Genomic DNA, 24535 nt, shown 5'->3' with positions numbered 1-24535 from the left:
CAGGGGCGCTTGGTGGAATTCGCTTTGGTAGGTGCCAACCTTGGTTGGCACAATCCTTCAGATACCGGGATTCAGGGTAGAGCGCCAACCAAGGTTGGCATCTACCAAGGCGTACCGACCAAGGTCGGCACCCACCAGGGGCGGTTTACCCCGCCTTCCGCCGCAACGGGGTGACGTTGCTCTTCTTCTTCGAGGCCTTCGCCGCCGGTGCTTCGGCGTGCGCGGCGAAGAAGTCGCGCACCTTCGGGTACACCACTTCGCGCCAGCGACGGCCGCTGAAGATGCCGTAGTGGCCGGCACCTTCGACGATGAAATGCTCACGGCGGTCAGCGTCGATGCCGGTGCACAGCGCCTGCGCCGCTTCGGTCTGGCCGAGGCCGGCGATGTCGTCCAGCTCGCCTTCGATGCTCAGCAGCGCGGTATCGCGGATCGCCGACGGATCGACCTTCTCACCCTTGACCACCCACTCGCCGCGCGGCAGCAGGAAGTCCTGGAACACCACGCGGATGGTATCGAGGTAGTACTTGGCCGGCATGTCCAGCACCGCGTTGTACTCGTCGTAGAAACGACGGTGCGCGTCGGCGTCTTCCAGGTCGCCCTTGACCAGGTCGGTGTAGAAATCCCAGTGCGAGCTGAAGTGGCGGCTGGGATTCATCGACAGGAAGCCGGCGTGCTGCAGGAAGCCCGGGTACACGCGACGGCCGGCGCCGGGATAGCTGGCCGGCACGGTGTGAATGACGTTGTTCTCGAACCACGACAGCGGGTTCTGCGTGGCCAGGTTGTTGACGGCGGTCGGGCTGCAGCGCGCATCGATCGGGCCGCCCATCATCACCAGCGTGCGCGGCGTCGGCTCGCCACGACTGGCCATCAGCGAAACCGCGGCCAGCACCGGTACGGTCGGCTGGCACACACTCACCACGTGCAGGCGCTCCACGCCGAGGTGGCGGATGAACTCCTGGATGTAGGCGATGTAGTCGTCGAGGCCGAACTCGCCTTCGCTGGCCGGCACCATGCGCGCGTCGACCCAGTCGGTCACATACACGCGGTGGTCGCGCAGCAGGGTGCGCACGGTGTCACGCAGCAGCGTGGCGTGGTGGCCGGACAGCGGCGCCACCACCAGCACGAACGGCTGATTGAGCATGGTGTGCAGCTGGTCGGCTTCATTGCTGTGGCGCTTGAAGCGCAGCAGCTTGCAGAACGGCTTGCTCACTTCCTCGTGCACGACGATCGGCACGCGCTCGCCTTCGACGTCGATTTCGTTGATGCCCCATTCGGGCTTCTCGTAATCCTTGCCGATGCGATGGAACAGCTCATTGACGGCCGCCAGTCGATCGGCACCGGGCATCTGCGACCACCAGTGACCCGGGGTGGCGAAGAACTTTGCGTTGGCCTGGGCCTGGTGCACCCAGGGGGCGAGCAGGTTGCGGGTCAGTTCGTGCAGTTGATAGAGCATGCCGACCGAATATGTATGGTCATATGTTGCCCCGCAGCATATCCCATCCGGGTGTCCCGCAGGTTAAGTTGGCTGAAAATAATGAATCCGGATTCACATCCGCTCCAGCGCGGCCGTATCGCCTGCCAGAGCGGGGCCGAGCCAGCAATGCGACCCTACCGGCTGCAGGCCATGCCGGGCCAGTTCACGCCGGTACCAGCGCGCCGGGCGGGCCTGGAAGCCATCGTGGTCGCCTTCGAACGCGTCCTCGGCGGCGAAGGTCTCCAGGAAGGCCACGCCCGCGGTCAGTTCAGCCACGCCGGCCAGGCCTGCGCGCAGTTCGCGATTGGGTACGTAGTGCATCACATCCGAGCAGATCAGCAGGTCGACCGGGGCACAGGGCCGCAGCCAGGCGAAATCACCGAAGCTGGCCATGTGCAGGTTGCGGGTACGTCCGTAACGGCGCACAGCGTACTCGCTGCTGTCGAAGCCGAGGTATTGGACCTTCGGACGCAGCTTCAGCAGCGGCGCACGCCAGGCGCCTTCGCCGCAGCCGATATCGAGCACGCTGCGCACCGGCCGTTCCAGGTAGTACTCGGCGCTGGCCACGGCCAAGGCAACCTTGCGCGCCAGCCGAGCGCTGCCGCCGATGTCGGCGCTGCGGTACCAGCGTTGGAAGTAGGCGGCGTCGTAGGTCTTGTCCATAGGGCGGTCGCAGTGGTGAAAACGGCGCTTATCGTACGGCGTTGCGGCGTGCCATGCGTCGATGTGTCGCGGCGCTGACGCGTGGGGTGGCCCGGCCACGGCATGCGAGAATGGCCGCCAACCTACGCCAGCCGCCGGAGCGAGCGCATGCAGAGCTACTACTGGGTCAAGACCTTCCACATCGTGTTCGTGGTTGCGTGGATGGCGACGGTGTTCTATCTCCCGCGCATCCTGGTGAACCTGGCCGAGACCGCAGGCCAACCGGCGGTGAGCGAGCGCCTGCAGCTGATGGGCCTGCGCCTGTACCGCTTCGGCCACTCGATGTTCGGGTTGGCATTCCTGCTGGGTCTGGTGCTGTGGCTGGGCTACAAGGTCATCCCGGATTTCCCGACCATGGTCGCCGCGGGCGGTGCCGGTTGGTTGCACGCCAAGCTGGGCCTGGTGGTCGTGCTGCTGGCGTATTTCATCTGGATCGGGCGGCTGCTGAAGGGCGTGGCCAAGGGCAGGGCGCTGCCGTCGTCGCGCGCGCTGCGCTGGATCAACGAGATCCCGCTGCTGGCCTTCATTCCGATCGTGTGGCTGGTGCTGGCCAAGCCGTTCTGAGATCCCGGGCGTTCGAACATGTCACTTTCTTGCTCGTGCAAGAAAGTAACCAAAGAACACGCCGCCGAACGCGAGCCGGCGCTGCGCACCGGTTCCCTGTGCTTCTCGGTGAATCAGGGGACGGCGCCGAACTCGCTGCGCTCAGACACCGGCGCCTCTTCGCCCCTGATTCCCCTGCGATGCTCGGCTCGCTCATGGCGGGCCCGAACGTCAACGGCCGCAGCTGCACCCAGTGAATTCACGCTATGCGTAGATGCCGTGCGAGGTACAGACAAAAAAAGCCGGGCATCTGCCCAGCTCTTTTTTTGTCCGACGTCAGGTAGCGATCAGGCCGCTTCGTACGTGCCGTAGCTGCGCAGGCGGGTGTAGCGCTGTTCCAGCAGCTGCTCGGTGGACAGCTTTTCCAGCGCATCCAACTCGTTCAGCAGCACCGCCTTCAGGCGCTTGGCCATCTGCGTCGGGTTGCGGTGGGCGCCACCGGTCGGCTCGCGCACCACCTTGTCGACCAGGCCCAGGCTCTTCAGGCGCGGGGCGGTCAGGCCCAGCTGTTCGGCGGCATCCTTGGCCTTGCCGGCGTCCTTCCACAGGATCGAGGCGCAGCCTTCCGGGGTGATGGTCGAGTACACCGAGTACTCCAGCATCACGGTGCGGTCGCCCACGCCCAGCGCCAGCGCGCCGCCGGAGCCGCCTTCGCCGATCACGGTGCAGATGATCGGCACCTTCAGTTCGGCCATCTCGATCAGGTTGCGCGCGATCGCTTCGGACTGGCCGCGCGATTCGGCGTCGATGCCCGGCCAGGCGCCGGCGGTGTCGATCAGGGTCAGTACCGGCAGGCCGAAGCGCTCGGCCATCTTCATCAGGCGCAGCGCCTTGCGGTAGCCCTCCGGCTTGGGCATGCCGAAGTTGCGCTTGATCTTTTCCTTGGTGTCACGGCCCTTCTGGTGGCCGATCACCATCACCGCACGGCCGTTGATGCGGGCCAAGCCGCCCATGATGGCCTTGTCGTCGGCGAAGGCACGGTCGCCGGCCAGCTCCTGGAACTCATCGAACATGACGCGGAGGTAGTCGGCGGTGTAGGGGCGCGACGGATGACGGGCCAGCTGCAGCACCTGCCACGAGGTCAGGTTGCGGAAGATCTGCGCGGTGCGCATGCGCAGCTTGTCCTGCAGCGCGTGCACTTCCGCCTCGACATTGACCGCCGGCCCGGCACTGGCGTTGCGCAGTTCCTGGATCTTGGCTTCCAGGTCGGCGATGGGTTGCTCGAAGTCGAGGTAGTTCGGATTCATCGGAAGCCGTCGTGTAAAGAAGTGGGGAATTCTAGCCGAATGCGTGCAAAGCACCCGTACGCCTTCGTCTGGAAGGCGACGGTAGCGCAGCCGGGCAGGGCGCGCCAGTCAGCTCAGGGCACCACCAGGGCACTGCGGCCCATCAGCTGGCTGCGCTGGGAAACGAAGTCGTTGTAGGCCTCGTTGGCCTCACGGCCCAGCCCGCTGCCCAGCGTGGCGGTGGCCGAGGTGAAGGCCATCTGCGCGGCGAAGTCCTGCTTGCGCAGGGCCTTCTGTTCATCGGCGGTGGTAGCCTTCAGCCAGCGCGCATACACTTCACGCAGCGGCGCGGCATGCGCCTCGAAGGCCGGCACCAGCGCCGGCAGGCTGGCCGGGGCCGGTTCCAGGCTGAACGCCGGGGCCACGTAGCCGGCCGGCTGCTCGCGCTTGAACGCACCGGGCTCGCCCATGCCTTCTTCCACGTAAGCGATGAAGTCCGGCGCGGTGAACACCTTGGCCACGATCTGGCCACCGCTGGCGTCGACGTGGGCCACCACCTTTTCCTTCGGGAAGGGCTCGCGCACGCCGTAGGTCCAGGTCTTGTCGATGAACAGGTCGTGGCGCTTCTCGAACGGGCCTTCGAAGTCGACGCCGCCCAGCTCGATGCCGGCCTTGCCGGTGCCGAAGTTCTTCAGCTTGCTCTCGTCGGTGACGTAGATCTCGCGGGCGATCACGTACTCGCTCAGGGTCGGGTTGATCAGGCCACCACGACCGTCGACGTAGACGATGAAGCGCACGTCGCCGAGCTTTTCGGTGTGCAGGCGGTGCTCGCCGACGGCCAGCGAAATCGGGCGCGAGCCCTGTGCGGCCACCGGCAGGTCCTTGCCATCGATGCTCAGTGCCAGCGGCGTGTCGGTCGGGTTGTCGATCTGGAACTCGACCTTCGAGGGCGAACAGGCGGCCAGGGCCAGCGCGGCGGCGAACGGGAACAGCAGGGTCTTCATCGGCAATCGTCCTTGATACATGGAACGGGAAAGCAGGGGGTTCAGCAAAACCAGGGAGCCAGCTTCAGCTGGCCCACGGCGGGCTGTAGCGCACCTTCAGCGCGCGCACGGCCGGATCAGCGCGCAGCGCCTCCATCAGCTTGGAATCGATGCGTACCGCGCTTTGCCCGGACACATCGAGCATGCCGGCGACACCGCCGTGCGGACCCTTCAGCAGCAGGTCCAGGCGCAGCGGCGTGCGGCCAGGGCGATGGCGGTCGAGCAGCGCATCAATGCGTTCCCAGACCGGGCGCTGCTGGCGCAGGTCCAGGCGCAGCGACAGCCGCGTGGCGTAGTTGGCGCAGACTTCGTCGAAGTCCCAGCACTGGCGGATGCGCAGCGCAAAGCCGCCGTTGAATTCGTCCTCGCGCAGGCCACCCTTGACCACCAGGATGCGGTCCTTGGTCATCAGGTGGCCGAACTCGGCCATCGCGTCGGAGAATGCGCTGCACTCGACGCGGCCGCGGCCATCCTCAAGCTGGATGAAGATCTGGCTCTCGCCCTTGCGGCGCACGCCGACCACCTGGCCGGCCAGCACGGTCTGCACTTCCGGGCGCCAGCGCTTCTCGCCGCCACCACCGCCGCCACTGTTGGCGCTCCAGATCTTCTCCACCGAGCCCAGGTCGTTGCCGACCAGGTCGCGTACATCATCGCGCCAGGGATCGAACGGGTGGCCGCTGAGATAGAAGCCCAGCGTGTCGCGCTCGCCGTTCAGGCGCTGCAGCAGCGGCCATTCTTCGGCTTCGGGCAGGTCCAGCTGGATCGTGGTCGCGCTCGGGTCGGGGCCGCCGAACAGCGAGTTCTGCCCGGACGCACGTTCGCGCGCCATCTGGTCGGTGGCCTTGATCACTTCCGGCAGCTGCAGCATCAGCGAGGCGCGGTTACGACCGAGCTCGTCCAGCGCACCGCAGTTGATCATCGCTTCCAGCGTGCGGCGGTTGAGCTTGGCCGAACCGACGCGGGTGCAGAAGTCGAGCAGGTCCTTGTAGTCGCCGCCCTTCAGGCGTTCGTCCACCACCGCTTCGCAGGCACCCTGGCCAACGCCCTTGATCGCGCCCAGGCCGTACTGGATGGTGTCCGGCGTCACTGCTTCGAACATGAAGGCCGACTGATTCACCTTTGGCGGCAGCACGGTCAGGCCGAGGTTGCGCACTTCGTCGAGGAAGCCGACCACCTTGTCGGTGTTGTCCAGGTCGGACGACAGCGTGGCCGCCATGAACTCGGCCGGGTAGTGGCGCTTCAGCCACGCGGTCTGGTAACTGACCAGCGCGTAGGCAGCGGCGTGCGACTTGTTGAAGCCGTAGCCGGCGAACTTCTCCATCAGGTCGAAGATCGCATCGGCCTTGGCTTCGTCCACGCCATCCTTGGCCGCGCCTTCGCGGAAGATCTCGCGGTGCTTGGCCATTTCCGCCGGCACCTTCTTGCCCATCGCACGGCGCAGCAGGTCGGCGCCGCCCAGCGAGTAGCCGCCGACGATCTGCGCCATCTGCATCACCTGCTCCTGGTACACCATGATGCCGTAGGTGTCCTTCAGGATGGCTTCGGTACGCGGATCGGGATAGATGATTTCTTCCTGGCCGTGCTTGCGCGCGTTGAACGACGGAATCAGGTCCATCGGGCCGGGACGGTACAGCGACACCAGCGCGATCAGGTCTTCGAAACGGTCGGGGCGCGCATCCTTCAGCAGGCGGCGCATGCCCGAGGATTCGAACTGGAACACCGCGCCGGTATTGCCGTTGGCGAAGATGTCCTTGTAGGTGGGCGTGTCGTCCAGCGGGATCGCGGCGATGTCCACCGGCGGGATGCCGGCGCGCTCATGGCGCTTGTTGATCGCCTTCACCGCCCAGTCGATGATGGTCAGCGTGCGCAGGCCAAGGAAGTCGAACTTCACCAGGCCCACTTCTTCCACGTCGTTCTTGTCGAACTGGGTAACCGGGTTCTTGCCGAGGCCGTTCTCGTCGTGTTCGGCGTACAGCGGGCAGAACTCGCTCAGCGGCTCGGGCCCGATCACCACACCACCGGCGTGCTTGCCGGCGTTGCGGGTCAGGTCTTCCAGCTGCAGCGCCAGGTCGATCAGGTCGCGGACATCGTCCTCGGTCTCGTAGCGCTGGATCAGTTCGGCCGACGCCATCTCAGAGCTCGGGCCTTCCTTGCCCTTGCCCAGCGCATCCTTCAGGTGGATGCCGAGGATGTTCGGGATCAGCTTGGAGACACCGTCGACCAGACCGTACGGGAAGCCCAGCACGCGGCCGGAGTCGCGCACCACCGCCTTGGCGGCCATGGTGCCGTAGGTGATGATCTGGCTGACGCGCTCGCGCCCGTATTTGCGCGCGACGTAGTCGATCACCTCGTCGCGGCGGTCCATGCAGAAGTCGATGTCGAAGTCGGGCATCGACACGCGTTCCGGATTGAGGAAGCGCTCGAACAGCAGGTTGTAGGGCAGCGGGTCCAGATCGGTGATCTTCAGCGCCCACGCCACCAGCGAACCGGCACCCGAACCACGGCCGGGACCGATCGGGATGCCCTGGTTCTTGCCCCACTGGATGAAGTCGGCCACGATCAGGAAGTAGCCCGGGAAGCCCATCTTGATGATGGTGTTGAGCTCGAACTCCAGGCGCTCGAAATACTCTTCGCGGGTCTTGCCCGGCGCCAGTGGATTCTTCTCCAGGCGCTCTTCCAGGCCATCGCGCGACATCTTCTGGATCCAGGTGTCCAGGGTTTCGTCGTCGGGCACCGGGTAGTTGGGCAGGAAGTAGGTGCCCAGCCGCATCTCGATGTTGCAGCGCTCCGCCAGCGCCAGCGTGTTGTCGATCGCATCGGGGATGTCGGCGAACAGCGCACACATCTCCTCGGCCGACTTCAGGTACTGCTGGTCGCTGTACTCGCGCGGACGCTTGGGATCGTCCAGCACGCGGCCGGTGGAAATGCACACGCGCGCTTCGTGCGCGCTGAAGTCCGACGGCGACAGGAAGCGCACGTCATTGCTGGCCACCACCGGCAGGCCACGCTGGCCGGCGGCCATCAGCGCGAACTGATTGAAGGTTTCCTCGCCCTCGCGGCCGGTGCGGGTCAGCTCCAGGTGCAGGCCATCGCCGAACACGCGCTGCCAGTCGGCCAGCTGCTGCTCGGCCAGTTCATGCTTGCCGTCCAGTGCCAGGCGCCCGGCCAGGCTCTGCCGGCCGGCCAGCGCGAACAGGTTGGCATTGCCGGCCTTCAACCAGTCCGGGTGCACGGCCACGCCGCCTTCCGGACGATGACCTTCCATCCAGGCGCGGGTCAGCAGCCGCGACAGGCTCAGGTAGCCTTCGCGATCGCGGCACAGCAGGGTCATCCGCCACGGGTCCTGGCCTTCCTCGGCGATCAGTACGTCGGCGCCCGCGATCGGCTTGATGCCCACGCCTTCGGCGGCCTTGTAGAACTTGACCAGCGCGAACAGGTTGTTGAGGTCGGTCACCGCCAGCGCGGGCAGGCCGAGCTCGACCGAGCGCGACAGCAGGTTGGCCTGCTTGGCCTTCTTCGGGTCCGCCTGGTCCGGTTTGGCCGGCACGCGGATGGTCGAGTCCGCCAGCGAGAACTCGGTGTGGACGTGGAGATGTACGAAGCGGGAGTTGGACATGCCGGACCAGGTTGGAGCGCGCGGGCCCCGGGTGCTGACGGAAGATCGTCGCCGGGGTCGGGATGCGCTGGAGTGCCCGGTCAGGGTAGCGAGGGCAGGGGGAAGCGACAAGGACTTGACGGTACGCGAGATCGCATTCGCGCTATCGCTTCCCACGGTTCGCAGGCGAACCGCGGGCCCCGTCTCACCATGCTTCCAGACCCCCGTGCCGTTACGCATGCCATCCATGGCATGCGCCCTTCGGGCCGTTGCATGGCAACGTTGGGAATCGCTCCTGCGATTCCCAGGGGCGCGTCCCCCTGACTCAGGGGGACTTTTCCCCAGACGGGTTGCAGCGGGCGTTCACGCGCTTCAGGCAATCGCGATGTCGGCCGCGAGGGCCTGCGGCACTTCCAGGCACTCGCGCACCGGGGCGAAGCTGCGCCGGTGCTCCACGCAGGGGCCGTGCTCGCGCAGGGCGGCCAGGTGGGCCGGGGTGCCGTAGCCCTTGTGCTGCTCGAAGCCATACTGCGGATGGCGGGCATGCACCTCCTGCATGTAACGGTCGCGCGAGACCTTGGCCAAGATCGAGGCGGCCATGATCGCGCGGTCGATGCCATCGCCGCCGACCAGCGCCTGCGCCGGCAGTACCAGTCCCTTGGGCACCACGTTGCCGTCGATGCGCGCGAAGCCGGCCACGTGGGCGACCGCTGCGACCACGTCGCGCATGCCCTGCAGGGTGGCCTGGTAGATGTTCAGGCGGTCGATGGTGTCCACGTCCACCAGCACCACATGCCAGGCCAGGGCGCGCTCGATGATGCGGTCATGCAGCTGCTGGCGGCGCGCCGCGGTGAGCTGCTTGGAATCGTCCAGCCCGTTGATCCGCGGCCGTGCCGGGTCGAATACCACCGCCGCCACCGCGACCGGCCCGGCGAGCGGGCCACGACCCGCTTCGTCGACGCCGGCGACCAGGCGCTCCGGCTCCACCACCGCCGCGCCATCGAACAGGGTCAAGCTGGCCGCTGCGGCGTGGCGGCGGCTCATGCCTGGGCCTGGTCGCGCATCAGCAGCTCGCCGACGGCGTCGGCGGCACGTGCCGACGCATTGCGGCGCAGGCGCTCATGCAGGCGGGCATAGGTGTCCTGCAGGTCGGTCACCCGCTGCGGGTGGTCGAACCATTGCTGGATGGCCGCAGCCAGCTTGTCCGGCGTGCAGTCATGCTGCATCAGCTCCGGTGCCAGGTCCTGGCCGGCCAGGATGTTGGGCAGGGCGAAGCGGTCGACCTTGATCAGGCCCAATGCCTTGACCAGACGGTAGGTCAGCTCGTTGACACGGTAGCCGACCACCATCGGCCGCTTCACCAGCATCGCCTCCAGGGTCGCGGTACCGGACGCCAGCACCACTACGTCGGCCGCGATCATCGCGTTGCGAGCCTGGCCGTCCAGCACATGCGAGTACGCGACCGGCAGTGCCGAGCGCGACAGCTGCTCTTCGATCAGCCGCTTGCATGCGGGGTTGGCGGCAGGCACCACCACGTGCAGGCCGGGGATGCGCTCGGAGACCTGCCAGGCGGCTTCGAAGAACGGTTCACCGAGGCGCGAGATTTCGCCCAGGCGGCTGCCTGGCAACACCGCCAGCACCTTGGCCGATGTCGGCAGCCCAAGTGCGGCGCGCGCTTCCTCGCGGTTGCCCTGCAGGGGGATGTCATCGGCCATCGGGTGGCCAACGAAACGCGCGTCGATGCCGTGCCTGGCATAGATCGGCGGTTCCATCGGGAACAGGCACAGCACCAGGTCGGCGCTGCTGCCGATCTTTTCGGCGCGCTTCTCGCGCCAGGCCCAGACCGAGGGGCTCACGTAGTGCACGGTGCGCACGCCGCGCTGCTTCAGCCAGCGTTCGATGCCCAGGTTGAAGTCGGGCGCGTCGATGCCGATGAACACGTCCGGCTGCCATTCCAGCGCACGCTGGCGGAACGCGGAACGCAGCTTGAGCAGGCGTGGCAGGTGGCGTAGTACTTCGGTCAGGCCCATCACCGCCAGCTCGCTGGCATCGTGCCAGGTCAGGCAGCCGGCGCTACGCATGGCATCGCCACCGATGCCGGCGAATTCGGCATTCGGAAAGCGTGCCTTCAGTTCGCGCACCAGGCCCGCACCCAGCAGATCACCGGAGGCCTCACCGGCCACCAGCGCGATCCGCAACGGGCGCTCGCTGAGCACCCGCTGCGCGGGGACGCTGCCGGCCAGCGAGGCCAGCGGAATCACGGCGGCGCCGGCTGGCGCCTGGCCGGTCGTGCTGCTCATCGCAGCAAGGGCCTCTCGGCGTGCTCGATGAAGTCCAGCATGGCCTTCACGTCATCGCTGTCGCGCGCCTGTTCGGTCAGCTGCACCTTGGCTTCGGCCAGTGGCAGGCCCGCCACGTACAGCGTGCGGTAGGCACGCTTGATGGCGGAAATGCGCTCGGCGTCGAAGCCGCGGCGTTTCAGGCCTTCGCTGTTGATGCCGCGCGGGCGACCCAACGAATCGGTGCCGACCATGGTGAACGGCGGAACATCGCCATTGGTCAGCGCACCCATGCCGAGGAAGGCATGCGCGCCGATCCGGCAGAACTGGTGGGCCCCGGCGAAGCCGCTGATGATCACGTAGTCACCCACGGTCACGTGGCCGGCCAGAGTGGTGTTGTTGGAGAACACGCAGAAGTTGCCGACATGGCAGTCATGCGCCACGTGCGTGTAGGCCAGCATCCAGTTGTCGTCGCCGATGGTGGTGATGCCGCCGCCGCCGCCGGTGCCGCGGTTCAGCGTGACGAACTCGCGGAACACATTGCGGTCGCCGATCACCAGCTCGGTGCGCTCCCCTGCATACTTCTTGTCCTGCGGTTCGCCACCGACGGCTGCGTGGCCGATGAAGCGGTTGTCGCGGCCGATCTTCGTCGGGCCGTGGATGCTGCAGTGGGGGCCGATCACCGTGCCGGCACCGATTTCCACATCGGCACCGATCAGGGTGAACGCGCCCACCTGGACGTCATCGGCCAGGCGCGCGGCCGGGTCGATGACGGCGGTCGGGTGGATCCGCGGTGCGTTGTCAGTCATTCCTGCCTCCAGTGGATCAGCCCTTGGCGCCGGCGCACATGACTTCGGCCGAGGCAACGACTTCACCGTTGACCTTGGCTTCGCCGTAGTACCAGCCCATGTTGCGGATCAGGCGCTTCATCTGCACATCCAGCATCAGCACGTCGCCGGGAACGACCTGCTTGTTGAAGCGGGCGTTTTCCACCTTGACCATGTAGAACAGCTTGGACTGCGAGTCACGGCCGAGCGTGAGCTGGGTCATCACGCCACCGGCCTGCGCCAGCGCTTCGATGATCAGTACGCCGGGCATGATCGGGCGGCCCGGGAAGTGGCCCTGGAAGAACGGCTCGTTGATGCTGACGTTCTTCTGCGCAAGGATGCGCTTGGCTTCGATGTCGAGCTCAAGCACCCGGTCCACCAGCAGGAACGGGTAGCGGTGCGGGAGCAGTTCCTGGATCTGGCAGACGTCGATCGGAAGCTGCAGCGTGTCGTTCATTCTTTCTCCTTGCCAGCAGCCAGGACGCGGCGAGCCAATGCGTCCAGCTGCTTGAAGCGCGCGGCGTTCTTGCGCCACGTGCGGTTGTCGGTCAACGGGGTGCCGGACGAGTACTCGCCCGGCTCATGGATGGAATTGCGGACCACCGACTTGCCGGTGATCACGACCTTGTCGCAGATCTCAAGGTGGCCGACCACGCCGACGTGGCCGCCGAGCAGGCAGTAGCGGCCGATCTTGGCGCTGCCGGCGATGCCGGTGCAGCCGGCGATGGCCGAGTGCGCGCCGATCTGCACGTTGTGCGCGATCTGCACCAGGTTGTCCAGGCGCACGTCTTCGTCCAGCACGGTGTCTTCCAGCGCACCGCGGTCGACGCAGGTGTTGGCGCCGATCTCGCAGTCATCGCCGATGCGCACGCCGCCGAGCTGCGGCACCTTGATCCACTTGCCGGCGTCCATGGCCAGGCCGAAGCCATCGGCGCCGAGCACGGCACCGGGATGCACACGAACCCGCTTGCCGAGCTTGACCCGGGTGACCAGGGTGACCCGCGCGATCAGCTCGCAGCCGTTGTCCAGGCTGCAGTCTTCGCCGATCACGCTGCCGGTGCCGATGATGCAGTTTTCGCCGACCACGCTGCGTGCGCCGACGGAGACGAACGGGCCGATGTGCGCGCTGGCGGCGACCTGCGCGCTGGGATCGATGACGGCGCTGGGGTGGATGCCCGGCGGGCGCGTCGGCGCGATGTCGAACAGCGCGGCGATCTTGGCGAAGGTGGTGTACGGGTCCTTGGCCACGAGCGCGGCGCCGGGGGCGGCCTCGGCGTCGTCGGCACGCAGGACCACCAGCGAGGCCTGGCTGTCGGCCAGCTGGGCGCGGTAGCGGGGGTTGGCGAGGAAGGTCAGCTGGCCAGGACCGGCATGGGCGAGGGTGGCCACGCCATGGATGGCGGTGGCGGGGTCGCCATGGACCTGCAGGCCGAACTGCTCGGCGAGTTGCTGGGCGGTGTAGGTGGGAGTATTCACGGCGGGAGTTTAACGTGTGACGCCATTGCGGTCATGCGGGGTCAAAAGCGGCGCCTGCCTGATGTCCCGGGGTGATGGCGCAGGGGGCTGCCCAGGACACGCCGTAAACCCATCCCTGGGGGCTCGATGGCGCCATCCATGGCGCCAACGGTCCTGGTCAGCCCCCTGCGCCATCACCAGATGATTTCACGCGAGCGCGGGAAGTAACGGCGGGCGGCGAGCAAGCAAAACGAAAACGCCGGGCAGAGCCCGGCGCTTCGCACCCCGTCTGGTGGAGAGCCCCCCTTTGTTAAGGGGGGCGCGCCAGCGGCGCGGGGGATAGGAGGGATGCGCGTGCAGTTCTGATGAACCGCAGGGCGGTTCGTCAGAACTGCCCACCGAAGGTGAATTGCAGACGCTCGATCTTGTCGCCATCTTCCTTCTTGAGCGGGAAGGCATAGCTGATCGAGATCGGGCCGACCGGGGCGCGCCACAGCAGGGCCACACCGGTCGACACGCGCAGTTCGTTGGCCTTGAAGTTGTCCACGCCGGTATAGACGTTACCGAAGTCGACGAAGGCCGACACGCGTGCGGACGGGCTGTCGAACAGGCGCGGGAAGTAGGCTTCGACCGAACCGACGGTCTTCAGCGAACCACCCAGCGGCTGGCCTTCCGGATAACCGGCGGTGGCTTCACGCGGGCCGAGGGTGTTGTCCTCGAAACCGCGCACCGAGTTGGTACCACCGGCATAGAAGTTCTCGTAGAACGGCAGGCCTGATGCAGTAACCGAACGCAGGTTGCCGTCCTTGTCCGGCACCATCGCGGTCTTGTCGTTGCCATAGCTGTCGCCGTAGCCGATTTCGGCACGGGTGTTGATCACCAGCGACGGCATGATCGGCCAGTACTTGCTGATCTGGTAGTTCAGCTTGTAGTACTCGATGGTCGAGCCCGGCAGCGTGGTTTCCAGGCCAACGCGCTGGTAGGTGCCTCGGGTCGGCATGAAGTAATCGTTGCGCGAGTCGCGCGCCCAACCCAGCTCAGTGCGCCAGGCATGGAAAGTCTTGCTGCCCAGTACGTTGATGTAGTCGATGATCGACTGCGGCGTCGCGTTCTGGTAGGTGGTGATCTGGTTGCTGTCGATGCCGAACATCAGCGAGACGGTATCGGTCTCGGTGATCGGCACGCCGAACACCACCTGCGCCGAGCCATTGGTGCTGTTGTACTGCGCGGTGTTGAAGTCGGAGTAGTCCAGTTCGCGCCAGGACAGGTTGTAGCCCAGCGACACGCCGTCATCGGTGAAGTACGGGTTGGTGTAGCTGAAGCCATAGCGCTGCAGGTAGCTGCTGCGCGAGGCTTCGACCGACACGCGGTTGCCGCCGCCGAGGAAGTTGTTCTGCGACAGCTGCACCGAGGTGGTCATGCCGTAGGACTGCGAGTAGCCCAGGCCGAACACGAAGCTGCCGGACGTGGTTTCCTTGACGTTGTAGACGACGTCGACCTGGTCGTTGCTGCCGCTCACGGCCGGGGTTTCAACGTCCACCGACTCGAAGTAGCCCAGGCGCTGCAGGCGGATCTTGGAGCGGTCGATCGCGGCCTGCGAGTACCAGCTGTTCTCGAACTGGCGCATTTCGCGACGCATCACCTCGTCGGACGTACGCGTATTGCCACGGAACAGGATGCGACGCACCGACACGCGCGGGCCGGGCACGACCTGCATGTTGATCGCCACAGTCTGCTCGGGGCGGTTGGTGGTCGGGATCGGGTTCACCTTGGCGAACGCATAGCCGATGTTGGACAGCGAGTTGGTGATGGTGTCCGAGCTGAATTCCAGCAGCGCACGCGAGAACGTGTCGCCGGACTTCTGGATCACCATGCGCTCGACGTCCTCCTGCGGAAGGATCGTGTCGCCGCTGACCTTGATCTCGGAGATCTTGTACTGCGCACCTTCGGTCACGCCGGCGGTGAGGAACATGTCGCGCTTGTCGGGGCTGATCGACACCTGGGTCGAATCAATGCTGAAGTCGACATAGCCGCGGTCGAGGTACCAGGAATTGAGCTTTTCCAGGTCGCCGGACAACTTTTCCTTGGAGTACTGGTCGTCACGGCGGTACCACGACGCCCAGTTGTGCTCCTTGGACTCCCAGGTCTCCAGGATGTCCTTGCTCTCGAACTTCTCGGTGCCGACCAGGTTGACGTGACGGATCTTGGCCGCCTTGCCTTCCTTGATGGCGATCGCGATGTCCACGCGGTTGCGGTCCAGCGGGCTCACCGTCGGGGTGATCTCGACGTTGTACTTGCCGCGGTCGTTGTACTGGCGGCGCAGTTCCTGGGTCACGCGATCCAGGCTCAGGCGATCGAAGGTGCCGCCCTCGGTCAGGCCGATGTCGGACAGGCCCTTGAGCAGCTGCTCGGACTTGATGTCCTTGTTGCCGGTCACGGTCAGCTTGTTGATCGCCGGGCGTTCCTTGACGGTCACCACCAGGATGCTGCCCTGGCGGTCCAGCTGCACGTCTTCGAAGAAGCCGGTCTTGTACAGGGCGCGGATGGTCTCGCCGACCTTGTTGTCGGTGACCGTCTCGCCACGCTCCACCGGCAGGTAGGTGAATACCGTGCCCGAGCTGATGCGCTGCAAGCCATCCACGCGGATGTCGCTGACAGTGAAGGGCTCGGCTGCCTGGGCCAGGGCGGGAGCGCCGGTGACGGCGGCGAGGGCGAGGGCCAGCAGGCGGCGATTGGGGAGTCGCGTCATGTCACGTCCGGTAGGAAGGTCGATTTCATTGGTGCGGGATGCCGACGCTGTAGACGGCAACAACGTGGAAAAGTTCATCGCGGGACCAGGCCGAGGATGTCGTTGTAGAACGCCAACCCCATCAGCCCGGCCAGCAACGCCAGGCCGATGTACTGGCCGGCGGCGATGGCACGCTCGCTCAGCGGGCTGCCCTTGACCAACTCGATAAGGTAATACAGCAGGTGGCCGCCGTCCAAGATCGGGATCGGCAACAGGTTGATGATGCACAGGCTGAGTGACAGCAGGGCAAGGAACTGCAGGAACCAGTCCAGGCCGCGTTTGGCCGAGATGTTGGCCACGCGGGCGATGGTGACGGGCCCGGAAACGTTCTGCAGCGAGGCTTTGCCGGTGACGATGCGGCCCATCATGCCCAGCGAATCGGCCGCCAGGCGGCCGGTTTCGCGCACGGCCACGGTGACCGCGTCGAGCGGGCCATAGCGCAGCAGGGTGTCGTAGGGAGGGCTGAACGAGGTCGGGAACTGCACGCCGATCTGCCAGATCGGCTCGCCCTTTGAATCCTTGCCCTGGCGCGGGGTGACTTCCAGCGCCAGGCGCTCGCCGCCCCGCAGGACCTCGATCATGCCCGGGCCGCCGGCGCGGCCCAGCGTCTGGATCTCGCCGATGACCTGGTCGGCGCCGTCGATCCGCTGGCCGTCGATCGCCACTATCAGATCGCCCGGCTGCAGCTGCCCGGCCACCGCGGAGTCCGCGGTGAGCGACTCGACCAGCGCCGGTTGCAGCCACGACTGCCAGTACAGGCCAGCCAGGATCGGCACGCGCCGTTCATCGAAGCCGGGGGGCAGCTGCGACAGCGGCAGGGTGCGCACGCGCACCTGGTCGGCCGGGTCCAGCACTTCCAGCGTCACGTCGCGGCGGTCCATCGCAGCGGCGGTCAGCGCCATGCTGGCCTCGCCGAGGGTGACCACCGGGCGCTCGTCCACGCGCAGCACGCGGTCGCCGCTGGTCAGGCCGGCGCTGGCGGCGATGCCGCTGACACGGCCGATGGTCGGCGAATAATCCTGCTTGCCGATCACGAACATCGCCCACAGCAGGAGGATGCACAGCAGCAGGTTGGCGATCGGTCCGGCGGCGACGATGGCGATGCGCTGCCAGACGGTTTTGTGGTTGAAGGCCTGGCCGCGCTCGTGCGGGTGCACTTCGACTTCGCGCTCGTCCAGGAACTTTACATAGCCACCCAGCGGGATGGCGGCGATGGCGAACTCGGTGCCGTGCCTGTCCCGGCGCGACCACAGCGGCCGGCCGAAGCCGACCGAGAAGCGCAGGATCTTGACCCCGCACAGGCGCCCGACCCAGTAATGCCCGAACTCGTGGAACGTGACCAGCAGCCCGAGGCTGACAATCATCCACCAGACCGATCCGATGAAGTCAGTCATGCAGGCTCACAGTGGCGGGCAGGGGCGGCGTCGTCATGCTGGGCGAGGCGGTCGTTCAGGCGGCGTCGATGGCGTTCAGGGTCAGCTGGCGTGCCCGCTGGTCGGCGGACAACAGGACCTCCAGTGTATCGGCTGGCTGGGTCGGCAGTGTTGAAAGAGCGTTAGCAACCAGCTCCGGGATGGTCAGGAAACCGATCCGGCCCTGAAGAAACGCTGAAACCGCCTCTTCATTGGCAGCGTTCAGCACCGCCGGGGCGGTGCCGCCGGCCTGCATCGCCTGCCAGGCCAGGGCCAGGCAGGGGAAGGCGTCGGTGTCCGGGGCCTCGAAATCGAGCCGGCCCTGGGCCAGCAGATCCAGCCCGGACACGCCCGATTCGATGCGTTGTGGCCAGCCCAGGCCAACGGCCAGGGTGGTGCGCATGTCCGGCAGGCCCATCTGCGCCAGAGTCGAACCGTCCACGAACTCGACCAGTGAGTGGACCAGGCTCTGCGGGTGCACCAGCACTTCGATGCGCTCACCGGGGATGCCGAACAGGTGGTGGGCCTCGATCACTTCCAGGCCCTTGTTCATCAACGTCGCCGAATCGACCGAGATCTTCGGCCCCATCGACCACTTCGGGTGGGCAACGGCCTGGGCCGGGGTGACCTGGGCCAGTTCGGCGCGGCTGCGGCCACGGAACGGGCCGCCGGAGGCGGTCAGCAGGATGCGGCGCACGCCGGCGCCATCGACGCTGGCATCGCGCGAGCGCAGGCACTGGAAGATCGCGCTGTGTTCGCTGTCGATCGGGATGATCTCGGCGCCGGCGCGTTCAGCGGTGCGGGTCAGCAGCTCACCGGCCAGCACCAGCGATTCCTTGTTGGCCAGCAGGATGCGCTTGCCCGCGGCGGCGGCGGCCAGGGTGGAAGACAGTCCGGCCGCACCGACGATGGCGGCGACCACGGTGTCGCAGGCATCGCTGGCGGCCAGCTGGTCCAGCGCGGCATGACCGGCATGCGCCTCGGTGGCCAGTCCGGCATCGCGCAGGCCATCGCGCAGCTCAGCGAACAGCGATTCGTCGGCGATCACCGCGTGCGCGGGCCGGTGCTGGCGGCACAGTGCCAGCAACGCCTGCACCTGACGTCCGGCGGCCAGCACGGTGGCTTGGTAGCGCTGCGGGTGGCGGGCGATCACGTCCAGCGTGGAGGCACCGATCGAGCCGGTGGCGCCGAATACGGCGACCCGGCGCAGGTCTGCGACAGCATTCATGGTCAGAACCCGAAGATTTCCTTGCCGAGTGCGAACACCGGCACTGCAGCCAGGACGCCGTCGACACGGTCGAGTACGCCACCATGGCCCGGAATCAGGTGGCCCGAGTCCTTGGCGCCCGCGTGGCGCTTGATCAGGCTTTCGAACAGATCACCCAGCACCGAGGCGAACACGGCCACCACGGCGGTGACCAGCAGGCCCGGCAGGTGCGCGGTGTCGACCCCGGCCAGCAGGCCCAGGCCGACGGCCACGGCGACACCGGCCAGCAGGCCGCCGAACAGGCCTTCCCAGGTCTTGTTGGGGCTGATGCGCGGGGCCAGCTTGTGCTTGCCGAAGTGACGGCCGGCGAAATAGGCGCCCGAATCGGCCGCCCAGACCAGTGCCAGCGCAGCCAGCAGCCACAGGTGGCCCTGCTTGCCCGGCGGATCGCCGCCGGCGTGGATCAGCACCAGCGCGGCCCAGGCCGGAACGATGGCCAGCGTACCGGCCAGCATCTTCACGATGCGCGAGGGTGCCGACGGTTGCGCGCCGAAATTGAAGAAGCGCAGCCAGACCAGCGCCGCCAGCCACCAGGCAACACCGGCCAATGTGGTGATCTGGAACAGCACCAGCGTGCTGCCATCGGCCCACACCAGCAGCACCATCAGCAGCAGGTTCAGTACCAGCAGCACGGTGCGCGCCAGGGTGTCTTCGATGCCGGCCAGCTTCAGCCACTCCCACAGGCCGATCAGCAGCACCGCAGCGGCCGCCGCTGCCAGCCATTGGGTCGGCAGCAGCAGGATCGCGGCAATGGCGACCGGCGCCATGATCAGCGCGGCAAGGACTCGGGTCTTGGTCATGGGCTGGAAGTCTCGGTGGCCAGTGCGGCGATCTGGGCGCTGGTCAGGCCGAAACGACGCTCACGGCTGCCGTAGGCGTCCAGCGCCTGCTGCAGCAGGGCGGGATCGAAGTCTGGCCACAGCGCCTCGGTGAACCACAGCTCGGTGTACGCCAGCTGCCACAGCAGGAAGTTGCTGATGCGGGTATCGCCACCGGTGCGGATGAACAGGTCCGGTGGCGGCAGGTCGGCCAGGGCGACCTGGCTGCCCAGCAGCGATTCGTCGATCTGTTCGGGCAGCAGGCGGCCGGCGGCGACTTCAGCGGCCAGCGCGCGCGCGGCACGGGCGATGTCCTGGCGGCCACCGTAGCTGGCGGCGATCGACAGGGTCAGGCTGGTGTTGTCTGCGGTGCGCTGCTCTGCCAGCTGCATGCGGCTGACCAGCCCGGCACCGAAGCGTTCGCGCTCGCCGATGAAGCGCACGCGCACGCCACGCCGATGCAGCTCGTCCACTTCGCGGTCGAGCGCGCCGAGGAACAGCTTCATCAACGCATCGACTTCTTCCTGCGGCCGGCCCCAGTTCTCGCTGGAAAACGCGAACAGGGTCAGCGCCGGAATGCCCAGCTCAAGGCAGCGCTCGATGGTGCGGTTGACCGCACGCGCGCCGGCCCGGTGGCCGATCACGCGCGGACGACGGCGCTGCTGTGCCCAGCGCCCATTGCCATCCATGATGATGGCAATGTGGCGGGGCAGGGCGGCCGGCAACGGAGGCGGGACTGAAGGCATCGACTTCAGACCGACAGCAGTTCTTTTTCCTTGTCGGCAACGACCTTGTCGACGTCCTTGATGTTGGTGTCGGTCAACTTCTGGATGTCGTCCTCACCGCGCTTCTTCTCGTCTTCGCTGATCGCCTTGTCCTTGACCAGCTTGGCGATTTCCTTGTTCGCGTCCTGACGGATGTTGCGGATCGCAATCTTGGCGCCTTCGCCTTCCTTCTGCACCTGCTTGGCCAGCTCCTTGCGGCGTTCTTCGGTCGGCGGCGGCATGTTGATGCGGATCGCGGTGCCCAGCGTGTTCGGGGTGAACTCGGCGTTGTAGAGACCCTTTTCGATCTCCTTGATCATGCTCTTGTCGAACGGCGTGACCAGCAGCGAGTGGGCGTCGGCGTTGGAGATCGATGCGACCTGGTTCAGCGGGGTGCTGGCGTTGCCATAGGCGCTGACCGTGACGCGGTCCAGCAGGGCCGGGGTGGCGCGGCCGGTGCGGATCGAGGTGAGGGTGTGCTTCAGAGCGTCGATGCTCTTGGCCATGCGCGTCTGCGCGTTGTTCTTGATGTCGTTGAGCATCGCCCGGTCCTGGGTGTAACTGGAATCGGGCGATTATAGGCGAATACGGGACGCTGCCGGGCCAGAATCGGCCCGGAGCTCGCCTGGCGCTCAGGCTCAGGCCGGGTCGCGGCCCTGGACCAGGGTGCCGATGTTCTCGCCGCTGAGGATCTTCAGCAGCTCGCCCGGCTGGCCCATGTCGAACACGCGCATCGGCAGGTCGCTGTCGCGGGCCAGTGCGAAGGCCGCGGTATCCATCACTTCCAGGCCGCGGCGGATCACTTCGTCGTAGCTCAGGCTGTCGAAACGGACCGCGTCGCTGTGCTTGTTCGGGTCCTTGTCGTACACGCCATCGACCTTGGTGGCCTTCAGCAGCAGGTCGGCACCGATCTCGATCGCACGCAGCGCGGCGCCGGAGTCGGTAGTGAAGAACGGGCTGCCGACGCCGGCGGCGAAAATCACCAGGCGGCCCTTTTCCAGGTGGCGGATGGCGCGGCGGCGGATGTAGTCCTCGCACACGTCGTTGATCTTGATTGCGCTCATCACGCGGGCCTTGGCGCCCAGCTTTTCCAGGGCGTCCTGCATGGCCAGGGCGTTGATGACCGTGGCCAGCATGCCCATCTGGTCGCCGGTGACCCGGTCCATGCCGCCAGCGGCCAGGCCGGCGCCGCGGAAGATGTTGCCGCCGCCGATCACCAGCGCCACTTCGGCACCGGCCTGCTGGGCTTCGATGACTTCACGAGCCAGGCGATTGATGATCTTCGGGTCGATGCCGTAGTCCTCATCTCCCATCAGCGCCTCCCCGGACAGTTTCAGAAGGATGCGGCGATAGGCGAGCTTGGACATAGGGACCTCGGGTGCGTGGAAATCGCGGGCGATTCTACGCGCATGCGGCGTTGGGCCAAAGTGTTTTGTGCACTGCGGCGCGAAATCCTGCCGTCCGCCCCGCTCACGCGGGGCGTCCCGTTCAGCCCAGCTCGGCGCCGGCGGTGGCTGAAAGCTCGTCGTGGCCGAGGGCGCCGGGGGAGCGGGCGATCACCCGGTTGCGGCCCAGGTTCTTCGAGCGGTACAGCACATCGTCGGCTGCGCGCAGCAGGTCCTGCACGTCGGCAAAGCGTTCGTAGCCGCCCTGGGTGGCCACGCCGGCGGAGAAAGTGACGAACAGCGGGCCTCCCTCCAGCTCGGCCATCGGCGTGGCGACGATGTTGGCCAGCACACGCCGGATCACGTCCAGCGCCACCGATTCACTGGTGTTGGGCAGCAGCGCGACGAATTCCTCGCCACCGAAGCGGGCCACGGTGTCGCTGTTGCGCAGCTGGCCCTGCAGCTTGCCGGCAAAGGCGCGCAGCACCTCGTCGCCGGTCAGGTGGCCGTGGGCATCGTTGATCTTCTTGAAGTCGTCCAGGTCGATGAAGGCCACCGACAGCGGCCAGCCCTGGCGCCCGGCGCGCAGGAACTCCTGTTCCAGCACCGCCTCCAGCTGGCGGCGGTTGAGCACGCCGGTCAGGGCGTCGCGGTGGGCCTGGTCGGCCAGGCGCTTGGCCCGCGCCTCGAATTCGTCGGCGCGGCGGCGCGCCTGGTCGGCATCCTGCAGCTCGCGCAGGTTGCGCAGGGTGGCCAGTTCCTGCGCGTGGTCGATCAGCTCACGGACCCGCGAGGGCGAGTTCAGGCCGGCCTCGAACAGGCTGGCGATATCCGGCAGGGCATCGCTGATGCGGGTCAGCACCTGATCGAAACGGGCGCTGTCGAGCTCCAGCCGGTCATGCACCTGGTGCAGGGCGCGTTCGCGGGCGGCATCGGCGTCTTCGTCCAGCCAGATGTCGGCGACAGCGCCGGACAGCTGCACGCAGGCCTGGAACGGCGAATCGGCAGCGTCGTCGTCCTCGCTGTGGCTGATGCTTTCCACCAGGTAGCGCGGCAGGCCCCATTGCTCGGCCACCCAGGCGCCGACATCGGCGTGGCTGCAGCCCAGTTCCTCGCGCTCGCGTGCGACCAGATCGGTATTGTCACGGGCTTCGCGCAGCAGTGGCAGGTAGCGCTCCGATTCGGCCTGGGCCAGGCACAGCACGCCCAGGTCCTGCAGCAGCCCGGCCAGCATCAGTTCCTCCAGCCGGCGCAGGCCGCGCGCCTGGCCCAGCTGGCTGGCGGCCAGGGCGCTGAGAATGCTGCGCTTCCACGCGCGCTGGCGCAGGTCGTGGTCGGCACCGCCGCCACCGGTCAGACCCTGGGTGACGGTGAAGCCGAGGGCGAGGCTGATCGTGGCATTCAGGCCGAGCATGGTCAGCGCCTGGCCGAGGTTCTCGATGCGGCGGCGGCTGGCGTACAGCGGCGAATTGGCGATGCGCAGCATGCGAGCGCTCAGCGCCATGTCGATGGCGATGATGTCGGCGGCGGTGGCGATGTCCGCTTCCGGGTCCTGGGCCAGTTCGATGATGCGCAGGGCAATACCGGGTGGCGAAGGCAGGTTGCGGCAGAGCGCCAGGGCAGCTGTCAGCTCGGGAGGCATGTCGGGTCGTTCAATTCCATTAGGACAAGAATACCTAGGAATGCATCACAGTCCGCGATTTTCGTTCCTGCTATGTGACTGTGGATTCCCTGCGCCGAGTATCGGCTTGATTCGCGCGCAACGCAAAGGTGCCGGTGGGCGCACCAACGGTGTGCACCCACAGATTCGGCCACCCACAGGTGAAGGGCACCCATAGGCCCGCCGGCATAAAAAAAAGAGCCGCGGTTTCCCGCGGCTCCTTCTGGTCGCTTCACAGCCGGAAGGCTGCAATCAGACCTGCATCGCCTTGGCAACTTCAGCGGCGTAGTCTTCCACCACCTTCTCGATGCCTTCGCCGACGATCAGCAGCTTGAAGCCAGCCACGTCGGCGCCAGCGGCCTTGACCACCTGCTCGACGGTGGTATCGCCCAGCACGTAGGTCTGGCCGTACAGGGTCACGTCGCTGACGATCTTGTTGATCTTGCCGCTGATGATCTTTTCCAGGATCTCGGCCGGCTTGGCCTTGTCCTTTTCGGACATCTTGGCCAGCTCGATTTCCTTTTCCTTCTCGACGAACTCGGCCGGGACGTCCGCAGCCTTGTTGTGCGGCGGCTTCAGGGCTGCCACGTGCATGGCCAGGCCACGGGCCAGCTCGATGTCGCCGCCGACCAGGTCGACCAGCACGCCAACCTTGCCGTTGGTGTGGACGTAGGCGCCGATGGTGTTGTTGCCATCAACCTTCACCATGCGACGGATCTGGATGTTTTCACCCAGGGTCTGCACGGCGGTGGCGCGGGCTTCTTCAACGGTGCGGCCATCGGCCAGTTTGGCAGCCTTCACGGCTTCGACGTCGTTGGCGCCCGATGCCAGGGCGGCAGCGGCGACGGCATTGACGAAGGACTTGAAGTTGTCATCGTTGGCGACGAAGTCGGTTTCCGAGTTGACTTCGACCAGCACGGCCTTGCCGCCATCCTGGGCCAGGCCCAGGCGGCCTTCGGCGGCCACGCGGTCAGCCTTCTTGTCGGCCTTGGCAGCGCCGGACTTGCGCATGGCTTCAGCAGCAGCGTTGATGTCGCCGTTGGCTTCGGTGAGAGCCTTCTTGCATTCCATCATGCCGGCGCCGGTGCGCTCGCGCAGTTCCTTGACCAGGGAAGCAGTGATTTCCACGGGATTACCTCACGAAAGAAAGGGGTTGGGCCGGCATGGTGGCCGGCCCGTGTGACACGGTCCTGTCACGCGCCAGAGGCTGCGCGCAGGGAGGGTGGACGCCGGGCGT

General features: G+C 66.6%; 20 protein-coding genes. 1 reads left to right on the top strand and 19 read right to left on the bottom strand.

Going from position 1 to position 24535, the window contains the following annotated elements:
• Positions 1 to 145 precede the first annotated feature (145 nt).
• Positions 146 to 1453, bottom strand: coding sequence for a polyhydroxyalkanoate depolymerase (locus V3B46_RS04965; RefSeq protein WP_329891268.1), 1308 nt, complete (start codon positions 1451 to 1453; stop codon positions 146 to 148).
• A gap of 93 nt (positions 1454 to 1546) precedes the next feature.
• Entirely contained in the window at positions 1547 to 2137 is a 591-nt protein-coding gene (locus tag V3B46_RS04960; RefSeq protein WP_154262895.1) for a class I SAM-dependent DNA methyltransferase, read from the bottom strand.
• Positions 2138 to 2284: 147 nt separating this feature from the next.
• Between V3B46_RS04960 and V3B46_RS04955 the strand changes: the two genes are divergently transcribed.
• Positions 2285 to 2740 (top strand): CopD family protein, encoded by a 456-nt coding sequence (locus V3B46_RS04955; protein WP_154262896.1) that lies wholly within the window; start codon positions 2285 to 2287, stop codon positions 2738 to 2740.
• A gap of 326 nt (positions 2741 to 3066) precedes the next feature.
• Here the strand turns inward: V3B46_RS04955 and V3B46_RS04950 are convergent, their stop codons facing one another.
• The 17 genes from V3B46_RS04950 to tsf form a co-directional block, all read right to left on the bottom strand.
• Positions 3067 to 4026 (bottom strand): acetyl-CoA carboxylase carboxyltransferase subunit alpha, encoded by a 960-nt coding sequence (locus V3B46_RS04950; RefSeq protein WP_329891267.1) that lies wholly within the window; start codon positions 4024 to 4026, stop codon positions 3067 to 3069.
• Between the two features lie 113 nt (positions 4027 to 4139).
• Complete coding sequence (locus V3B46_RS04945) at positions 4140 to 5009, bottom strand: hypothetical protein (RefSeq protein ID WP_154262897.1); 870 nt, start codon at positions 5007 to 5009, stop codon at positions 4140 to 4142.
• 64 nt (positions 5010 to 5073) lie between these two features.
• A complete protein-coding gene (dnaE, locus tag V3B46_RS04940) occupies positions 5074 to 8664 on the bottom strand; it encodes a DNA polymerase III subunit alpha (protein WP_154262898.1) in 3591 nt (1196 codons plus the stop codon).
• Between the two features lie 351 nt (positions 8665 to 9015).
• Positions 9016 to 9687 carry a ribonuclease HII gene (rnhB, locus tag V3B46_RS04935; protein ID WP_154262900.1) on the bottom strand — a complete coding sequence of 224 codons (672 nt, stop codon included), beginning with the start codon at positions 9685 to 9687 and terminating at the stop codon, positions 9016 to 9018.
• On the bottom strand, positions 9684 to 10943 hold the full coding sequence (gene lpxB, locus V3B46_RS04930; RefSeq protein ID WP_154262901.1) for a lipid-A-disaccharide synthase: 1260 nt from the start codon (positions 10941 to 10943) through the stop codon (positions 9684 to 9686). The genes rnhB and lpxB overlap by 4 nt, the downstream gene beginning before the upstream one ends.
• Positions 10940 to 11731, bottom strand: coding sequence for an acyl-ACP--UDP-N-acetylglucosamine O-acyltransferase (gene lpxA / locus V3B46_RS04925; protein ID WP_032128327.1), 792 nt, complete (start codon positions 11729 to 11731; stop codon positions 10940 to 10942). The genes lpxB and lpxA overlap by 4 nt, the downstream gene beginning before the upstream one ends.
• 16 nt (positions 11732 to 11747) lie before the next feature.
• Entirely contained in the window at positions 11748 to 12206 is a 459-nt protein-coding gene (fabZ, locus tag V3B46_RS04920; protein WP_008265823.1) for a 3-hydroxyacyl-ACP dehydratase FabZ, read from the bottom strand.
• Positions 12203 to 13225, bottom strand: coding sequence for a UDP-3-O-(3-hydroxymyristoyl)glucosamine N-acyltransferase (gene lpxD / locus V3B46_RS04915; protein ID WP_010486339.1), 1023 nt, complete (start codon positions 13223 to 13225; stop codon positions 12203 to 12205). Before lpxD ends, fabZ begins: the two co-directional genes overlap by 4 nt.
• A gap of 364 nt (positions 13226 to 13589) precedes the next feature.
• Positions 13590 to 15953, bottom strand: coding sequence for an outer membrane protein assembly factor BamA (gene bamA / locus V3B46_RS04910; protein ID WP_329891266.1), 2364 nt, complete (start codon positions 15951 to 15953; stop codon positions 13590 to 13592).
• A gap of 74 nt (positions 15954 to 16027) precedes the next feature.
• Positions 16028 to 17386 (bottom strand): RIP metalloprotease RseP, encoded by a 1359-nt coding sequence (gene rseP / locus V3B46_RS04905; RefSeq protein WP_154262903.1) that lies wholly within the window; start codon positions 17384 to 17386, stop codon positions 16028 to 16030.
• A gap of 55 nt (positions 17387 to 17441) precedes the next feature.
• Positions 17442 to 18632, bottom strand: coding sequence for a 1-deoxy-D-xylulose-5-phosphate reductoisomerase (locus tag V3B46_RS04900; RefSeq protein ID WP_049399539.1), 1191 nt, complete (start codon positions 18630 to 18632; stop codon positions 17442 to 17444).
• Positions 18633 to 18634: 2 nt separating this feature from the next.
• Entirely contained in the window at positions 18635 to 19471 is an 837-nt protein-coding gene (locus V3B46_RS04895; protein WP_329891265.1) for a phosphatidate cytidylyltransferase, read from the bottom strand.
• Positions 19468 to 20235 carry a polyprenyl diphosphate synthase gene (gene uppS, locus V3B46_RS04890; RefSeq protein WP_154262904.1) on the bottom strand — a complete coding sequence of 256 codons (768 nt, stop codon included), beginning with the start codon at positions 20233 to 20235 and terminating at the stop codon, positions 19468 to 19470. Before uppS ends, V3B46_RS04895 begins: the two co-directional genes overlap by 4 nt.
• A gap of 5 nt (positions 20236 to 20240) precedes the next feature.
• Entirely contained in the window at positions 20241 to 20795 is a 555-nt protein-coding gene (frr, locus tag V3B46_RS04885; RefSeq protein WP_032127942.1) for a ribosome recycling factor, read from the bottom strand.
• 96 nt (positions 20796 to 20891) lie between these two features.
• On the bottom strand, positions 20892 to 21620 hold the full coding sequence (gene pyrH, locus V3B46_RS04880) for a UMP kinase (protein ID WP_010486325.1): 729 nt from the start codon (positions 21618 to 21620) through the stop codon (positions 20892 to 20894).
• A gap of 121 nt (positions 21621 to 21741) precedes the next feature.
• Positions 21742 to 23280, bottom strand: a complete 1539-nt coding sequence (locus V3B46_RS04875) for a GGDEF domain-containing protein (RefSeq protein ID WP_049399536.1) — start codon at positions 23278 to 23280, stop codon at positions 21742 to 21744.
• 270 nt (positions 23281 to 23550) lie between these two features.
• Positions 23551 to 24426 (bottom strand): translation elongation factor Ts, encoded by an 876-nt coding sequence (gene tsf / locus V3B46_RS04870; protein WP_329891264.1) that lies wholly within the window; start codon positions 24424 to 24426, stop codon positions 23551 to 23553.
• Between the last annotated feature and the right edge of the window lie 109 nt (positions 24427 to 24535).

It is taken from the genome of Stenotrophomonas sp. SMYL11, assembly GCF_036320005.1.
GTDB lineage: Bacteria > Pseudomonadota > Gammaproteobacteria > Xanthomonadales > Xanthomonadaceae > Stenotrophomonas > Stenotrophomonas maltophilia_A.
The sequence above is the reverse complement of the archived record's forward strand: the minus strand, read 5'-3'. Positions and strand labels throughout refer to the sequence as shown.

Coding starts and splice junctions, on each gene's coding strand:
- V3B46_RS04900 (WP_049399539.1), bottom strand. CDS start 18,632: ATGAATGCTGTCGCAGACCTGCGCCGGGTCGCCGTATTCGGCGCCACC.
- pyrH (WP_010486325.1), bottom strand. CDS start 21,620: ATGTCCAAGCTCGCCTATCGCCGCATCCTTCTGAAACTGTCCGGGGAG.
- uppS (WP_154262904.1), bottom strand. CDS start 20,235: ATGCCTTCAGTCCCGCCTCCGTTGCCGGCCGCCCTGCCCCGCCACATT.
- fabZ (WP_008265823.1), bottom strand. CDS start 12,206: ATGAACGACACGCTGCAGCTTCCGATCGACGTCTGCCAGATCCAGGAA.
- V3B46_RS04960 (WP_154262895.1), bottom strand. CDS start 2,137: ATGGACAAGACCTACGACGCCGCCTACTTCCAACGCTGGTACCGCAGC.
- V3B46_RS04945 (WP_154262897.1), bottom strand. CDS start 5,009: ATGAAGACCCTGCTGTTCCCGTTCGCCGCCGCGCTGGCCCTGGCCGCC.
- V3B46_RS04895 (WP_329891265.1), bottom strand. CDS start 19,471: ATGACCAAGACCCGAGTCCTTGCCGCGCTGATCATGGCGCCGGTCGCC.
- dnaE (WP_154262898.1), bottom strand. CDS start 8,664: ATGTCCAACTCCCGCTTCGTACATCTCCACGTCCACACCGAGTTCTCG.
- V3B46_RS04965 (WP_329891268.1), bottom strand. CDS start 1,453: ATGCTCTATCAACTGCACGAACTGACCCGCAACCTGCTCGCCCCCTGG.
- lpxA (WP_032128327.1), bottom strand. CDS start 11,731: ATGACTGACAACGCACCGCGGATCCACCCGACCGCCGTCATCGACCCG.
- rnhB (WP_154262900.1), bottom strand. CDS start 9,687: ATGAGCCGCCGCCACGCCGCAGCGGCCAGCTTGACCCTGTTCGATGGC.
- V3B46_RS04955 (WP_154262896.1), top strand. CDS start 2,285: ATGCAGAGCTACTACTGGGTCAAGACCTTCCACATCGTGTTCGTGGTT.
- frr (WP_032127942.1), bottom strand. CDS start 20,795: ATGCTCAACGACATCAAGAACAACGCGCAGACGCGCATGGCCAAGAGC.
- bamA (WP_329891266.1), bottom strand. CDS start 15,953: ATGACGCGACTCCCCAATCGCCGCCTGCTGGCCCTCGCCCTCGCCGCC.
- V3B46_RS04875 (WP_049399536.1), bottom strand. CDS start 23,280: ATGCCTCCCGAGCTGACAGCTGCCCTGGCGCTCTGCCGCAACCTGCCT.
- V3B46_RS04950 (WP_329891267.1), bottom strand. CDS start 4,026: ATGAATCCGAACTACCTCGACTTCGAGCAACCCATCGCCGACCTGGAA.
- lpxB (WP_154262901.1), bottom strand. CDS start 10,943: ATGAGCAGCACGACCGGCCAGGCGCCAGCCGGCGCCGCCGTGATTCCG.
- rseP (WP_154262903.1), bottom strand. CDS start 17,386: ATGACTGACTTCATCGGATCGGTCTGGTGGATGATTGTCAGCCTCGGG.